Here is a 14852-nt window from a genome sequence, read left to right as displayed (position 1 = left end):
GCCCGGCGCCGGCGCTGGCCGCCGCGCTGGCCGAAAGCAATCTGCTCTTGCTTGGCGCCGCCCATCCCCGTCTGCTCGATCGCGGGCCGGCCGGGGTTGACGCTACCCTGCAAACCTTAGCCCGTTACGGCATCTACCAGCACGGCGCTGCACCCGGCGGCGAGACAGCGCCGCCGTTTTTGAAGGTTACAGTGCCGCATCCGGCGTCGCCATTAACGCTCGGCTTCCTCAGCGCAACGTGGGGTCTCGGCGGCAACGGCGATCCGCGCGGCCAGATCAACCTCTTGGCCGACGCTGCCGGAGTTTTGCCGGCGATCAGTTCTGCCATCGAACAAGCGCGCAGCCAGACCGATCTGGTCGTGGTGATGGCGGCATGGGGCCAGCCCAACGATCCCAATCCAGTACAGGCCCGGATCAACGCGGCGCGCAACCTGATTGCCGCTGGCGCAGATGTCGTTATCGGCAGCATACCGGGAGTGACGGCAACCGTTGACTGGGTGCGCGCCGGTGATCGCGAAGGTCTGGTTATCTTTTCCGCCGGTGATCTGATTGGCGCGGCGGAAACACCGGCAGCAGTGATGTATGTAGGGGTCACGCGCGACGCCGATGGCGCGGCCCGCGTGACCGGCATCCGCTATTTACCGATCACCCCCGGCAACGGCAATCGCGGCCCGGCGCCCTTGCCAGTCGCGCCCCGTGACCTCTCAGCCTTGGTGGGTGATCCCGGCCAGTTGCAGGTGATTGCGCCCCTTCCCCCCGCGAGCAAGATCGAGGTCTGCCCGCCGCTACTCTTGCCCGAAACGCCCGAAACGCCGATTACCGGCGATTTTGCCCGCTTTTACCAAACCTTCGGCAGCGACCAACGGCGCGACCTGCTCGAAGCGATTGCCCTGCTTGGCCTGCCGCTCGACCCGGTGCGCCGCGAATTAGCCGGCGATTGCCGGCAAGAAGTAGCCGTGCTCTATACCGAACGCCAGCGGCTCGAATTACATCCAGCCAACGATTGGCCCAACCGGGTGCTCGGTTCGCATCTTGGAACGGTAGCCTTCCGGTTGGCATACCCCGATCAAGCAGTGACGGCTCGCACCGATCTGAACGATCCCGCCGCGTTCGCCCATCCGCGGTTTCGCGCGTTCTATGAGCGGTATGGCGGCCTGAGCGTGTTTGGCTACCCCATCAGCGGCGCGCTGACCGAACGCGATCCGCTGTCGGGACGCGATTTGGTGGTACAGTACTTTGAACGGGCCCGGTTTGAGCTGGATCCGGTTGCACCGTTGCCCGAACAACCAATCTGGCAGGTGCGGCTGGGGTTGCTGGGGCGTGAAGTAGGGGCGCAAGCAGCGCGTGTGCTCTGTCCAGCTACCGTCGCGCTGAACGCAACGGCGCCATCCGCAATAGCAACCCCAACGGCTCCGGCAACGAGCAGGAACGTGGCGCAGAACAGTAGCGGTGGAATGGAATGGATTATGGCTGTCATTATTGTGTTAGGGCTAGCGGCAGTTGGGTTACTGTTGTATATGATGTATGACTTTTATCGCTACAGTGAGCAGCACGCCGTAGCGAGCTCGCGCAGCAGCCGCAGCGGCTACCGCTCAGCCAGCACCCCGCCGCAATCGGCGAATAGCGCCTCCCCTGTGACGGATAAACCTCAGGAAACGTGGCAAAGCCGGCTACGCAATTTTGCGCGCCGAAGCCAATCAACACCCGCGCCGACACCTGAAGAGACGGTGATCGAGCAACCAGCCGCGGCTAGTGGTCGCTCGCTATTAGGATGGGTGACGAAACAGAGTAAATCAGAACGTTCAACTCGCAGCGGGCCGGCATGGCGACAACTAACCCGAACGGCAAGCCGCCAAACCCAACCACCAAGCGCAGTGACATCGCAGCCGACGACCAGTTCGACCATTCGCCAGACTGATCAATGGCCGGCAGCCGGTGATCGGCCGGCCAACCGGAGTCACACCGCGCCCGGCCAGCCGCCCCACCAACCTGATCCACTGGCCGATAACGAGCTTAATGCGTGGTTTGACGCACCGGCAAGCGTGTTGCGCAACGAGTATGAGCCAACGCGCTTAGAACCCGCGATCGATCAACCGGTGGACTGGAACGATCTGCCGCCCGCCGAACGTGAACGTTGGCAGATGGAGCTAGGGCCGCTGGACGATGATACGGCAGCCGACTTGCCGCCCACCGAGCGCGAACGCTGGCAAGCGGAATTGGCTGCGCCAGAGCCGGAATTCGATCCTGACTGGTATCGCGCCAAACCGCCAGATCAGTCCCGCTCCACCCGCCGGCTCGATGATGCCGAATTGCCTGCTGATACCACCTTAGGCCAGCACGCCGGCAATGATAATGATGATGATGATTTGTTGCGGAAACTGCTTGGGTTATAATACGGTATAGTGTCAAGCGGGCACAAAATCGTTCGCCAGACGGTTGATCGGCGAACGATTGGATGCTATACTGCCCGCATAAACCAATCAGCCACCGATGCAGCCTGCCGCAGGTTGCCAATCACGATAGAGGAGAGAGCGTATGCCCCAGACGCGACTGGTGATCGCCGACGACGAATCGATCATCCGCATGAATCTGAAAGAGACGCTCGTCAGTCTCGGCTATCTGGTGGTCGGTGAAGCCGGCGACGGCGTGAGCGTGATCAACCTCGCCCGCGAGCTGCGCCCCGATCTGGTCTTGATGGATATCAAGATGCCGAAACTCGACGGCATTCAGGCGGCGCGGATTCTGACCGAAGAGAAGATTGCGCCGGTGCTGTTGCTCACCGCCTATTCCGACCGCGATCTGGTCGAGCGAGCTAAAGAAGCTGGCGTCGTGAACTACATCGTCAAGCCGTTCCGCGAGGCCGAGCTGTTGCCTGCTATTGAGATCGCGATTGCCCGTTATCAAGAATTCCTTGAGATGGATCGGCAAGTGGCCGATCTGAAAGAGACACTCGAAACCCGTAAGCTGGTCGAACGGGCAAAGGGCATTTTGATGGATACGCAAGGGCTGAAAGAGGCGGAAGCCTTCCGCAAAATTCAGCAACTGTCGATGAATACGCGCAAGTCGATGAAGGAGATTGCGCAGGCCATCTTGCTGGCGCACGAGATTTAGGCCGGTCAGGGTGAAAGCCACCATCATTGCGCGGGGAAAGGCCGCGCACTCCTGCGATGACAGCAACTGATGACACGCCACCACCATCACTGCCGCTGCCGGGACACTGGCAGCGGTATGTGCGTCTTGTTGCACCGCACGTACTGACTATTGCCGCCAGTTTAGCGCTCTTCCTCGTCATTCATTATTGGGTGCTGCCGGCCCCCGCACCGGCAGCGCCGCAGATCGCCACGGTCACTCCCGCCCCGACAGTTCCACCCACGCCACTCCCCTCACCGCAACCGGCGCTGCCGCCGGCGCAGCTTGACGATGGCCTGCTCCGGCTGACGATTCTCGATCTGCAAGCGGAAAACGCGCAATTACGCGCCGCTACCCACTTGTTGCGCGCCGCAATCACGCTCGATGAGGCGGTGCAGGCGCTGCAACGCAACGACTTCGCCGAAGCTGACCGGGCCTTGATGACCGCCCGCCGCGCTCTCGACCGCGCGTACCAGCTCAGTGTCGAGCCGCGAAAAGGCCCGATCGATTCCATTAGATTGCAAATCAGCCAAATCCGTGATGACCTCGGTGTGCGTCCCGAAGGCGCCGACCGCCGGTTGTGGCAGGTGCGCCGGTTGATTTTGGCGTTGGTGGATGAATAAACCATCCGATTACGAGGTAGGAGCGTATAATATCTGTAGAGACGCACGGCCGTGCTCTCTGATGAGACGCGCAGCCGTGCGTCTTTACGGGCCATACAATGATGTCATCCCTAGAAAGACCCCCACATGTACCGTGATCCTACGATTCGGTCATCGGATATTACCCCCGAATCGGTCTATTTCAACCGGCGCGCACTCTTGCGCGGGTTAGGGGTGCTGGGTATGGGAGCACTACTTAGCGCCTGCGGTGTGAGCGCCAATCCAGTGCAGGGTGATCAGCCCTCACCCGCCGCCAATGCCGGTCTGCGCGACGAGTTGGGCGATCCGGCCAACACCTTTGAACAGATCACCAACTACAACAACTTCTACGAATTCACCACCGACAAGGAAGCGGTCGCTCGCCGCGCCGCCAATTTTGTCACCCAGCCGTGGACGGTTGAGGTGACGGGGATGGTGCGCAATCCGCGCATCTTCGCGATCGAAGACATCTTGCAGATGTTGGATCAAGAAGAGCGGATTTACCGGCTGCGCTGCGTGGAAGGCTGGTCGATGGTCATCCCATGGCAGGGATTCCCGCTGCACAAGCTGCTAGCGCTGGTCGAGCCAACCGCGCAAGCCCAATACGTGCGTTTCGAGACGCTCTACGATCCCGACCAGATGCCGGGCCAGCGCGATCGCTACTTTCCGTGGCCGTATGCCGAGGGGTTGCAGATCGATGAGGCGATGCACGATTTGACTATCCTCAGCACCGGTCTGTATGGACGCACCCTCTTGCCGCAGAATGGCGCGCCGTTGCGATTGGTAGTGCCGTGGAAGTATGGTTTCAAGAGCATTAAATCGATCGTCAAGATTGAGTTGACCGATACGATGCCGGTCTCGCTCTGGATGGCGGTTGCGCCGCACGAATACGGCTTTTACGCCAATGTCAACCCCGACGTGCCGCACCCGCGCTGGTCGCAGGCCACCGAGCGGCGGATCGGCGAGATGGGCCGGCGCAAGACGCTGCCGTTTAATGGGTATGCCGAGCAGGTGGCGGCGCTATATGCGGGGATGGATTTGCGGAAGAATTATTAGGGGTAATGATTGTACCCCATCCCCTCCTCTCCTTTTGGGGGTAGGTATTTCAGAGGACTCACCTTACCTACCTACCCCCAAAAGGGCCGGGGGCGAGGGTGCACCACCAAGCCGCAAAGCGAGCCAAGGCGCAAAGAACGCAGAGGGCGCCAAGAGGTTTAGTGTGAATCTCACCCTCTGTGCCCTCGGCGGGCACAATTCCTCCCTCCCTCTGCGGGGGAGGGGCTGGGGGTGGGGGCGTCACTCCAAGGCGCAAAGCCGCCAAGGATGCCAAGGGGGTTCGTATCACCGCTACTCTTCCCCCTCCGCGCCCCCTGCGCCCTCAGCGGTAAACAATTCCCCCCTCCCCCGCTGGGGGAGGGGCTGGGGGTGGGGGCGTCACTCCAAGGCACAGAGCGAGCAAAGACGCAGAGCAGTAAAACGCAAAGACGCGAAGGACGCAGAGGGCGCAAAGGGGCTTGGTGTGAGTCTCACCTTCCGCGGCCTCGGCGCACCCCCTCCCTCAGTGGGGGAGGGGCCGGGAGTGGAGGTCACCTCCCTTTCGTTGCTCAATCGCAACCCAGTTACTGAAGATCAACGCACAAACTACGACATAGCCTTCGTTGCCCCCCTTGACAGCTTTCCTGCCTAACGTTACGATCAAGCTGTGAAAAACGGCACAAGTTTCATGCTAAACCGGTTGCGCCGGCAACTGCATATCCTGAAGCATTGGGGTACGCGCGTCGTAGCCATCGTCGTAGCGCTGGAATTGGGTGTGCTTAGCCCGCTTGGTTGCGTGCTGCACTGCCTGATCCAGCAATGGATGGCCGAGCGCGCCACAGCCAATTTCTTCTTTTGCGATCTGCATCTTGATGGGACGATCACGGAAGATGCCTCGCATCTTGCCAAAGTGCATCCACGCGCGATGTACGAGTCCCTGCCGCCGTTGGTCGTTGCCGCCGTGCTGGTTGTGCCGCTGATCCTGATCTTGGCGTTACCTTGTCCTGCCCTCCTCCGCGTTTGCCCTCTCCCGCCGCCAACTCCGCCGCCGCGCGCTTTCTCCTTGGGCTAGTCATTTAGGCCATGCCAGTGAGAATCGTGAACGCTGCGTCACCGATGCAGCGGTAGTGAATATCTTGCTCAAGGAGGAAGTTATGAATCGCACCATCGCGTGGATGTTCACGCTCCTGTTGATCGCCCTTTTGACGGCTTGCGGCGGCGGTAATCAGAATGCCTCCAACCAGCCTGCCGCCGAACAATTGCCGGCGGTGCTGGCTGACACCTCGCTTTCGTCGAAGGGTGATCCCGAGCGCGGTAAGGTGCTGTTTGGGCCGTGTGCCGCTTGCCATACCACTTCCAAGGAAATGATGGTCGGGCCGGGATTGGCTGGTCTGTTCAGCGTCAAGGGGCCAGTGCTGCCGAACGGGGTTGATTACAATGGCATGTTGCCCAACGGTAAAGAGCGCAGCGAAGCGAATGTTGCCGAATGGATTCGCACCGGCGGCACTGGTCGCATCGGATATATGCCCACCCATAATCTGACCGATCAAGAGATGGCTGACCTGCTAGCGTACCTGCGCACGTTGAAGTAATGAGGCTCGTGCCGGCAGTGGTGATCATTCCGCTGCCGGCGCTCTACTGCACAGGATACGCTATGCGCATCATTTGTTTTGGTTGGCTTTGCTGCTTGCTCAGCCTCTTTAGCAGCATGGTCCTCTTTCCTGTCACCCGCTCCGTTTCTGATCATCGCGTCCGTCTCGGGCTGATATTCCCGCAACCGTTTCACTTGCCAACAACAACCATCCGGGATGTGATCGCTGCGGTGGAACGGAACGATCCGTCCGAGTTAGCCGCTTTCGCCGCGCAGATGGAGCGTCCGGGATCATTGAACCTGCTGATCGCAGCGTGGCAGCATGCTCATCGCCCGAATAGTTTTGTGCTAGGACCGTACCGTATGCCTGATTGGCCAATCCTCGGCGCCCAACTTGCTATTCCGCTCCGCTTCGCTTGCCCCCATGGTGAAAGTAGGCTAGAGGTGATCGTTACCTTGACGGTGTTGGGCTGGCAAGTCAGCGAAATTCGCTAGCCTATGTAGCACGCGAGCGCGATCGCACTTGCTCGCAGCCGCCGGTTAACGGCGGCTGTTGCGCTTCGGAGTATAATACGCGCTAACAACCACGCCGTTGTCTAGTGAAAAGGAACTTCCATGACCGAGTTGCGCGACTTCCTCGAAATTCCCTATGAGCAACTGGAAGAGTTGAACCTGAGCGTGAAGCGCCAGCGTTTGGCTCGCGTCTCGCCGGATGTGATGCGCGAAGAGCGGATGCGCTACCTCACCGATGAGCGCCGGATTAAGGCAGTGACGGTCTGCTTCACCGATCTTGAAGGCCGCCTGCACATGCTCGATTACGACAAGAAGTTTCTCCTTGCTTCCGCCGATAACCTGACCTTCGACGGTTCGTCGGTGCGCGGCTTCTCGGTGCAAGCCGAGTCGGATCTGCGCCTTGCCATTGACTGGTCGGCCTTTTATTGGTTGCCGGCTGATGTCTTTGGCCCCGGCAAGGTGCTGGTCTTCGGCTATGTGTTGAATCAAGACGGCTCGCCCTACGAGGCCGATATGCGTGGCCGGCTGCACCGTTATGCGAACGAACTCTACCAGCGCGATGGCATTACCTGCAATATTGCCACCGAGATCGAAGGCTTCCTCTTCAAAGGGCGCAATGCCGAGCAGCGCTTCCGCGAGACCGGTGAATTTACCATGGTCAGCACCGGCGGTTACTATCACTCGCTGCCGGGTGATCCGCTCCGCCAGTTTATCGATATGGCGGCGGAAGCGCAACGGGCCATGGGGTTTGAGAACGAGAAGGATCACCCCGAAGTCGCGCCCTCGCAGTTCGAGATGAACTATAGCTACACCGAGGCAACCATTGCCGCTGACCAGATTTTGCTCTACAAGTTGATTTGCCGCCAGATTGCCAGCAAGCTCGATATGACCGCCAGCTTCTTGCCCAAACCGGTCACCGGCGTGAATGGCAATGGCATGCATACCAACATCTCGCTGGCGCGGCAAGGGGTGAATCTCTTCTACGACGCCAACGGCCCCGAACGGTTGTCAGATCTGGCGTGGAGCTTTATCGACCGCATTCTCAACAGCGGGCAAGATCTCTGCCTGATTTTGAATTCGAGCGTCAATGCGTACCGCCGGCTTGACCCCCACTTCGAGGCGCCCAACCAGATCAAGGCATCGCCAACCGACCGTGGTTCGATGATCCGCATTCCAATTGGCAATGCCCGTTCGGCCCGCATCGAGGTGCGCTCGATTGCGCCTGATGCTAACCCCTATCTGGCCATCTACGCCTTGCTGCGCGCCGGCCTCGAAGGGCCGCTGCCCACTACTGATGTGCGCAGTAGTACTGCGACTCTGCCTGATAACATCTACGACGCAATTGCCAACTTCCGCCAGAGTGCCTTTGTGGCCCAGATTTTGGGGGAAGATGTCCAAGCCCGCTTCGCCGATCTCAAGGCGACGGTGGCTGATCGCTGTCCGCGCAAACTCGGTACCCTCATCAAACGGGCCGAGGTGCAGTTCCACCACGAGGTGACCAACCAGTATCTGTGGAGCCGGTTCTAATGTCGGGCGGCGTAGGGGCACAGCGACGCTGTACCCCTACGCCGCCATGTCACCGAACAATTGCTCGGTCGACGTTTGCCATTCAGACAGCACGATACTAGGAATGATGGCCTTCCCGCGGTAGACATGCTCGGCGCGGTAGTCGCTGCCTTCCAGCGTCAGCAGTTCCACCACCCGATGGCCGGGATCAGCGATCCAATACTCGCGCACCCCGGCAGCCGCATAGCGGTCGCGCTTCTCGCGCCGGTCATAGCTTGCTGTACCCGGCGATACCACCTCCACAATCAGATCGGGCGGGCCAACGATCCGTTGAGCCGTAATCTGGGCCTTGCCGCCGTGCAATATCACCACCACATCTGGCTGTACTACCGTTGTCGAATCAAGTTCGACATCGATTGGCGCTGTGAATACCCTCCCTCGTCCGGCAACCTCTACCGCTAAGAACAGGTAATAGGCAAATCGTAATGAAGCAGCTTGATGTTGTGGGCTTGGCGCCGGCGCCATACGCAGTACTCCATTGATCAGCTCAAAGCGGCCTGCCTCGGGTGGTAACTGCTCATAATCGGCTACCGTCCATTGACCGCTGGGCGGGGCAGGCACGTGGGGCGCCGGAGCGGCTACCGGCAAGATATCCGTTGTCATTGCGCCTCCGTGATGTCTTGGAAACAACGATGTGTTAGCAGTATAGCATGTGCTCCATTGGGATCATCTATGGCTTACAGCACTACAATTGCTGCTGCTAGTAAGAAACAGTACCAATAGGTGTACAGCATATATGAAACATGATCCGCATCCCGGTGACGCAACCAGAGCACTCGAACGGCGATAATGACGCAGAGTGCGGCAAGGATAGCGTCAAACAATATTCCCCCAAGGCTTAAGCCTGTGCGGTCAAACAGACCGAAGTGAACGATGAGCGGTAACAAGAGAAATGCAATCGCTAAAAAGGTGCGGCTACGCTGCTCGCCGAACACAATTGGCAACGTGCGACGCCCTTGGCTTTGGTCGCCAGCTCTATCGCGTAGGTCTTGCAATGAAATGTGTGTCAAGAAGGTAAGGGTTGGCAGCAGGATCCATATCCATGCCGTGGCATTCAGTGGACGAACCATTTGCCATGCTGCGGCCAATTGGGCAATGCCGCCAATAGTCATAATGATATTCTTGGTGCTGTAGTGTCGTGAGAACCCGCCAAAATTATGCAGAATTAGCGCAAACAACCAAAGAGTAGCCCATTCTAGAACGCCTAAATGCCAACCTACCAGCGCAAATATTATACAAGAGATAACCCAACGTATAAAAGCGCCCTTAGGTGAAACGAGACCAGATGGGATCGGGCGATCTGGTTTATTTTGTTGATCCTCTGTGACTGAGTTTAACTGATTTGATATGCAAAAAACTGTGCAATACAACCAAAAATAGATTGTGCCCCAAACAAGTAAGCGTGGCAATGCTGACCAATCGGGTTGATCTTGATGCCACGCGGCAACCATGAACATGAGACCCGGAATGAGGGTCGAGGAGATATCATAGCGATTGAATCTCCAGAGCAGAACTAATTCGTTACGTATGAAAGCCGGCAGCCGTAGTAGAACGTAAATGCGTTGATTGGCTGAGATGCGCATGTTGCTCTCTCCTTACTTTTCTGCAGATGTCCATATTCGGAATTATACTCCTCCACAGCTTGGTTTGCCTCCTAGCTTGTAATTTGATTGAAGCTATGATATTATCAAAACGGTGTTTCAGATTGAAACATTATCGTAGTTAGTTCTTTACCTCGCTCCTAGAGAAAGCATATGCAATCTTTGCCGATCTTCTTGGAACAGATATATCGTCGTATTGTGCGTTCAATTAGTATCTGGACGGGTATCTTCAATGTTGTGACCATCTTGATCTCAATACTATTTTTCCTATTGACCCAAAATGCTTTTGCCGGTATTGTTGCTGTGATTGCGTTGATATCAGGCATTGGCTGTCTACTCTCTCTCTGGATGCTCACGCGAAACTATCCGTTTTGGCAAACGCTGATTCCGTTTAGTCTGTCCGTTATCCTTTGCGAAATCGCCATTGCAGTTTGGTTGCCTGAATTGCGACTAGCCGTTGCCCCTTTTCTAGCCGTGGTCATCTTGTTAGCCAGCTTGACCGGTCAACGCAAAGTGGCAGTTGTTGCGACAATCATCTGTATTGTGGTGATCATTTTGATTATTGTTGTTGGTTCAGATAATACGGTATCTCCCATCTCGACACATCTTCTGCGCTTCTTGCAAGCTAGCAGTTTAATGGCATTGTTTGTTGCGGTTTGGGCGTTTCTCGATCAGATTATGTCTGCTCAGATGCGAGCGTTGCAGCTCGCCAATCAGCGTACCCAAGAGGCCGAAAGCGCCCGCCAAGCCGCCGACGCCGCCCGGCACGAGGTCGAGCAGCGGGCTGCCGAGCAGCAGCGGTTGCTTGATTTGGTTGCGGTGCTCGAATTGCCAATTTTGCAAATCGACGATCAAGTGCTGCTTGCGCCGCTCGTAGGCAATCTCGATAGCCGGCGCGCCGAGCAATTGCGGAACCGTGTGCTTGAAACGGTTGCCGCCAAGCGTGCCCATACCGTGATTATTGACATCACTGGCATTACGCTGATCGATACCGCGGTGGCGAAAGCTTTGATCGACACCGCCGTCGCCATTCGTCTCCTCGGCGCGCGCACGATTATTAGCGGTATTCGGCCTGCGGTCGCCCAAACGCTGGTGCATCTCAATGCTGATCTAGGCGATATTACCACCGCGCCCAATCCTGAAGCGGCCCTGTCCTTAGCGCGCCGTCCGGTTGCGGCTTGATGCATGGAACATGACAGCGCTTGCAACCGCACACTCTTTGTGCTAGAATCTAAGCATCGCTTGCTAACAAAGAGATGCTCTCGATGCACGAGGAAGGGTTGCAGTTCGTCCCCGCGCCTGATGGTAGACGGAGTTCAACGCATGCCAATCTCGCCATTTGCAGCGCCGCGCTGACCGGCATCGATCCCGACGCCGTGACAGCGCTGCGCCAAGAAACCAACTGGCGCCGCCGGTACCCGCGCTATGTGCGCGCGCTGACGGAAGCTGCTGCGGCTGATCCGGCGCAGGCGCTGACGATGGCGACTGCCGGATTAACCGCTGCTTGGCAGCAGGTTGAATGGCTGCGCAACGGCATTGCTGCCCCCCTTGCCGAGGCGATGCGCTGGTCACAGCTCCATGCGATGTATACGGCGGTGTTGAACGGTCGCGGCCCTCACTTGATCGAACCCTTCTCAATCCCATATCGCGGCCAGCGTCTCTCTGGCGCGGCGCTGCATGCCCAGATTGCCCATTGGGAAGCGACCGGGATCATCGAACCCGGTTGCGCCCGCGCCTTGCTGCGGGTGCTGGATCATCCCGAATGGCTCGACCTTTCCGATCGCACCCTCGTGCTGTTAGGCGCCGGTTCGGAAGCCGGGCCGCTGGCAACCCTTGCCCGCTGGCGCGCGAATCTGATTGCCGTCGATGTGCCCGATCCGGCGCGCTGGCAGCGAATCGCCGCAGTGGTGCGCGCTGGCAATGCTCGCTTGTTCGCGCCATCGTTGCAGCCAGTTGCGCCTGAAGCCGATCCCGATGAGTGGTTGCCGGTCGCTGGCGTTGATTTGCTCAGACACGCGCCTGAAATCGTGACGTGGCTGCTCTCCTTCGAGCGCCCGCTCGATATTGCCACGCTTGCCTATCTCGATGGCGAACGCCATTTGCGCGTCGCTTTGGCAATGGATGCGATCGTAGCTATCGTCAGCGCTGCCCGCCCCGATACGACCCTGATGACGATGGCAACCCCCACCGATATGTTCGCCGTGAATGAAGAGACGGCGCTGGCGGCGATGCGCAATGCGGCTAAAGCCTCCCCGCTGGGTGAGCGAACGGCAGCGATTGTGCGTACCCTCAGCGGCGGGAGGTTGCTGCAACCGCATGTGCGCGAGTTGATCGCCAGCGCCAATGGCAAACGCTACGGGATCGTTGATTGCCTGTTTCTTGAGCAGGGGCCGAACTATGCCCTCGCCAAACGCTTGCAACAGTGGCGCGCCATTATTGCTCGCGCTGGCGGCCAGCGCGTCTCGATTAATGTGGCGCCGGCGACGATGACCCAGTCGGTGATCAAGAACCCAGCCCTCCGGGCCGGCTACAATGGGGCTAGTCTGTTCGGGGTTGAGATCTTTGCCCCCGAAACGACCGGCGCACTGATGGCTGCGCTCTGGGTGCATGACCTGCGTTGCCGCGATTGCGCCGCCAATCCTGATGTTCCCCTCGATCATCCGCTCGAACTATTAACTGCCAACGCTAACCACGGCGGTCTCTGGCGCAATGGCTTTTTGCCCCGCACGGCGCTGCCGCTGGCGGCGGTGATCGGGTTCTTTCGGCCAATGGCACGTTCGTAAAGGTGTTGTGAGGTGTCGCTGTGGCAGGATAGCCTACGACAAATGAACAAAGATATATTGACGTTTAGGTGAAATCATAGAAAATTGGTAACGTTCCGTTCTTGCGCTATGGAAAATGATATGCAGAAGCTCATCGCTCGCTTTGTTCATGTCAAGGCTTCCAATCCTGACCAGCAGCGCCGGGGGCGCATTCTGGTGTCGCTCTCATTAGGTGCGGTGGCTATTCTCCTTACAGTTGGTTTAACGTTAACCCTGCTTCAACCAACAATAGGGCGATTGATTAACCTTAGTCTTGCTACGCTCGTGTTTGCTACGGCTGCTTTTTTGGGACGCCAAGGCTTGGTGAGCGTAGGTTCCTACATCCTTATCATTGTGTCCGCTATAGGATCACTGAGCGGCATATATTTTAATCCCGACTCGCCATTTAGTATCATATATCTTCTTATTTGTATATTGTTATCGAGCGTCTTACTCAAACCATATCAAATCTGGATTGTGTGGGGAGTTTGTCTCACGTTGCTTGCCCTTGTGGTTTTCACTGTGCCACAAGCGACGCGGGAAAACATATTGCTCGACTATGCGGCTGCGCACGTTTCAGTTCTGCTTACAATAAGCGCGTTGATTACATTTATTGGCGCGCGCAGTTTAGCCGCCGCGCTGTCCGAGGCGCGCGAGCTGCGCCGGCAAGCCGAGGAAGCGAATCAGCGCTTAGTTCAGGCGAATACTGGTTTAGAAGCGCGGATCGCTGAACGAACTGAAGCATTGCAACGCCTCGCCGATGAACAACGTGCTACCATGGCCCAATTGGAAGAGTCGCTGCGCTCGCAACAGGAGTTGAACCGGCTGATTCTTGAACTCGATGTGCCGATTATTCCGGTGCGCGATGATACGCTGGTTGTGCCGTTAGTCGGCGGCCTTGAGAGCAATCGTGTGCAACGGTTGCTCGAGCATGTCTTGCAAGCGATCGACCAAACCGGCGCCCGGATGCTGGTGCTCGATGTCACCGGTGTGGCGGTGATCGATACGTATGCGGCGACGGCTTTGCTCCAAGTTGCCCAAGCTGCCCGCTTGATGGGGGTCACGACAACGCTAGCCGGTATTCGCCCCGAAGTTGCCCAAACGTTGGTCAGCTTGGGGATCGATTTATCTTCTATTCATACAGCATCAACCTTGCAAGCGGCGCTAGCGTTGCAGCCACGGATGCGTGCCTCTGCGTAATGCCATGTTGGGCCGGGTTGAGCTAATGCAGCGCATAGGAGCGGTTCTTGACGAATCGCCCGTTCAGTGGTACACTTGAGAGCCGTGCCGGGGTAGCTCAGTGGTAGAGCAAACGGCTCATAATCGTTAGGTCGCGGGTTCGAATCCCGCCTCCGGCACCACTCGCCGGTGAGCCATGCTCACCGGCGTTTCCATTCATATCGCGTCATATCGCGCTCTTATTGCTCTCGCGAAACTGCGTTCGGTACAAATCCTGTTAGCCGTATCCCTAGTCCCGATTCGTTACTCCCTGCCAACGCTCTATGCTCAACCATCTGCGCCAGTTTCTGCTTGCCGAAGGGTTGGGGCAGCCAACTGCCCGTCTGCTGGTCGCTGTTTCCGGCGGCGGTGATTCGCTGGCGCTGTTGCACCTGCTCGCCACTCTCCACACGACCGGCGGGCCGTCGCCAATCGTCGCCCATCTCGATCACGGCTTGCGCGGGGCCGAATCGGCGGCTGAGGCGGCATTTGTGGCCGAAACGGCCGCGACATGGGGGCTGCGCGCCATTGTCGAGACAGCTCATCTACCGCCGGGTACCACTCCGGCGGCGGCCCGCGTCGCTCGCTATGCCTTCCTTGCCCGTACTGCCATCGCCGAGCAGGTCGATGCGGTGCTGGTTGCCCATCAGGCCGATGATCAGGCCGAAACCGTGTTGATGCACCTCCTGCGTGGGGCGGGGCCGGCCGGTTTGCGCGGCATGCGCCCGCGGGTCGAGTGGCCGGAATGGGCAGCGCC

Annotated in this window: 14 protein-coding genes and 1 tRNA gene; 13 read left to right on the top strand and 2 right to left on the bottom strand. The window is 58.3% G+C overall.

Annotated elements, in window-relative coordinates:
• From U9R81_RS13615 to U9R81_RS13580, 8 genes are all read left to right on the top strand, one after another.
• The coding region (locus U9R81_RS13615) for a CapA family protein (RefSeq protein WP_322495982.1) at positions 1 to 2393 on the top strand (2393 nt) is incomplete at its 5' end.
• A 142-nt stretch (positions 2394 to 2535) separates the two neighbouring features.
• Positions 2536 to 3111, top strand: a complete 576-nt coding sequence (locus U9R81_RS13610) for an ANTAR domain-containing response regulator (protein ID WP_012257866.1) — start codon at positions 2536 to 2538, stop codon at positions 3109 to 3111.
• Between the two features lie 56 nt (positions 3112 to 3167).
• On the top strand, positions 3168 to 3752 hold the full coding sequence (locus U9R81_RS13605; protein ID WP_322495981.1) for a hypothetical protein: 585 nt from the start codon (positions 3168 to 3170) through the stop codon (positions 3750 to 3752).
• 126 nt (positions 3753 to 3878) lie between these two features.
• Entirely contained in the window at positions 3879 to 4826 is a 948-nt protein-coding gene (msrP, locus tag U9R81_RS13600; protein WP_322495980.1) for a protein-methionine-sulfoxide reductase catalytic subunit MsrP, read from the top strand.
• Between the two features lie 646 nt (positions 4827 to 5472).
• Positions 5473 to 5877, top strand: a complete 405-nt coding sequence (locus tag U9R81_RS13595; protein ID WP_322495979.1) for a hypothetical protein — start codon at positions 5473 to 5475, stop codon at positions 5875 to 5877.
• An 82-nt stretch (positions 5878 to 5959) separates the two neighbouring features.
• Positions 5960 to 6397 carry a cytochrome c gene (locus tag U9R81_RS13590; protein WP_322495978.1) on the top strand — a complete coding sequence of 146 codons (438 nt, stop codon included), beginning with the start codon at positions 5960 to 5962 and terminating at the stop codon, positions 6395 to 6397.
• 194 nt (positions 6398 to 6591) lie between these two features.
• The gene (locus U9R81_RS13585) at positions 6592 to 6891 is read left to right on the top strand and encodes a hypothetical protein (protein WP_322495977.1); all 300 of its coding nucleotides are present in this window, start codon (positions 6592 to 6594) and stop codon (positions 6889 to 6891) included.
• Between the two features lie 120 nt (positions 6892 to 7011).
• Positions 7012 to 8436, top strand: a complete 1425-nt coding sequence (locus U9R81_RS13580) for a glutamine synthetase family protein (RefSeq protein ID WP_322495976.1) — start codon at positions 7012 to 7014, stop codon at positions 8434 to 8436.
• Between the two features lie 36 nt (positions 8437 to 8472).
• Here the strand turns inward: U9R81_RS13580 and U9R81_RS13575 are convergent, their stop codons facing one another.
• Positions 8473 to 9078: a Uma2 family endonuclease gene (locus tag U9R81_RS13575; RefSeq protein WP_322495975.1), complete on the bottom strand. Its 606-nt coding sequence runs from the start codon at positions 9076 to 9078 to the stop codon at positions 8473 to 8475.
• A gap of 74 nt (positions 9079 to 9152) precedes the next feature.
• Positions 9153 to 10058 (bottom strand): UbiA family prenyltransferase, encoded by a 906-nt coding sequence (locus U9R81_RS13570; protein ID WP_322495974.1) that lies wholly within the window; start codon positions 10056 to 10058, stop codon positions 9153 to 9155.
• 366 nt (positions 10059 to 10424) lie between these two features.
• Between U9R81_RS13570 and U9R81_RS13565 the strand changes: the two genes are divergently transcribed.
• From U9R81_RS13565 to tilS, 5 genes are all read left to right on the top strand, one after another.
• Positions 10425 to 11258, top strand: a complete 834-nt coding sequence (locus U9R81_RS13565; protein ID WP_322495973.1) for an STAS domain-containing protein — start codon at positions 10425 to 10427, stop codon at positions 11256 to 11258.
• Positions 11259 to 11341: 83 nt separating this feature from the next.
• Positions 11342 to 12859: a hypothetical protein gene (locus U9R81_RS13560; RefSeq protein WP_322495972.1), complete on the top strand. Its 1518-nt coding sequence runs from the start codon at positions 11342 to 11344 to the stop codon at positions 12857 to 12859.
• A gap of 618 nt (positions 12860 to 13477) precedes the next feature.
• Entirely contained in the window at positions 13478 to 14077 is a 600-nt protein-coding gene (locus tag U9R81_RS13555) for an STAS domain-containing protein (protein WP_322495971.1), read from the top strand.
• 86 nt (positions 14078 to 14163) lie between these two features.
• Positions 14164 to 14238, top strand: a tRNA-Met gene (locus U9R81_RS13550).
• A 141-nt stretch (positions 14239 to 14379) separates the two neighbouring features.
• Positions 14380 to 14852 (top strand): tRNA lysidine(34) synthetase TilS (gene tilS / locus U9R81_RS13545; protein ID WP_322495970.1); only part of this gene is annotated, 473 nt, incomplete at its 3' end.

The organism is Chloroflexus sp. (assembly GCF_034435895.1).
GTDB lineage: Bacteria > Chloroflexota > Chloroflexia > Chloroflexales > Chloroflexaceae > Chloroflexus.
This window is presented reverse-complemented; position numbering and strand designations above follow the sequence as displayed.

Excerpts from the sequence above, each read along its gene's own strand:
- U9R81_RS13610 (WP_012257866.1), top strand. The coding sequence starts at position 2,536 with ATGCCCCAGACGCGACTGGTGATCGCCGACGACGAATCGATCATCCGC.
- U9R81_RS13605 (WP_322495981.1), top strand. The coding sequence starts at position 3,168 with ATGACAGCAACTGATGACACGCCACCACCATCACTGCCGCTGCCGGGA.
- msrP (WP_322495980.1), top strand. The coding sequence starts at position 3,879 with ATGTACCGTGATCCTACGATTCGGTCATCGGATATTACCCCCGAATCG.
- U9R81_RS13590 (WP_322495978.1), top strand. The coding sequence starts at position 5,960 with ATGAATCGCACCATCGCGTGGATGTTCACGCTCCTGTTGATCGCCCTT.
- U9R81_RS13580 (WP_322495976.1), top strand. The coding sequence starts at position 7,012 with ATGACCGAGTTGCGCGACTTCCTCGAAATTCCCTATGAGCAACTGGAA.
- U9R81_RS13575 (WP_322495975.1), bottom strand. The coding sequence starts at position 9,078 with ATGACAACGGATATCTTGCCGGTAGCCGCTCCGGCGCCCCACGTGCCT.
- U9R81_RS13570 (WP_322495974.1), bottom strand. The coding sequence starts at position 10,058 with ATGCGCATCTCAGCCAATCAACGCATTTACGTTCTACTACGGCTGCCG.
- U9R81_RS13565 (WP_322495973.1), top strand. The coding sequence starts at position 10,425 with ATGCTCACGCGAAACTATCCGTTTTGGCAAACGCTGATTCCGTTTAGT.
- U9R81_RS13560 (WP_322495972.1), top strand. The coding sequence starts at position 11,342 with ATGCACGAGGAAGGGTTGCAGTTCGTCCCCGCGCCTGATGGTAGACGG.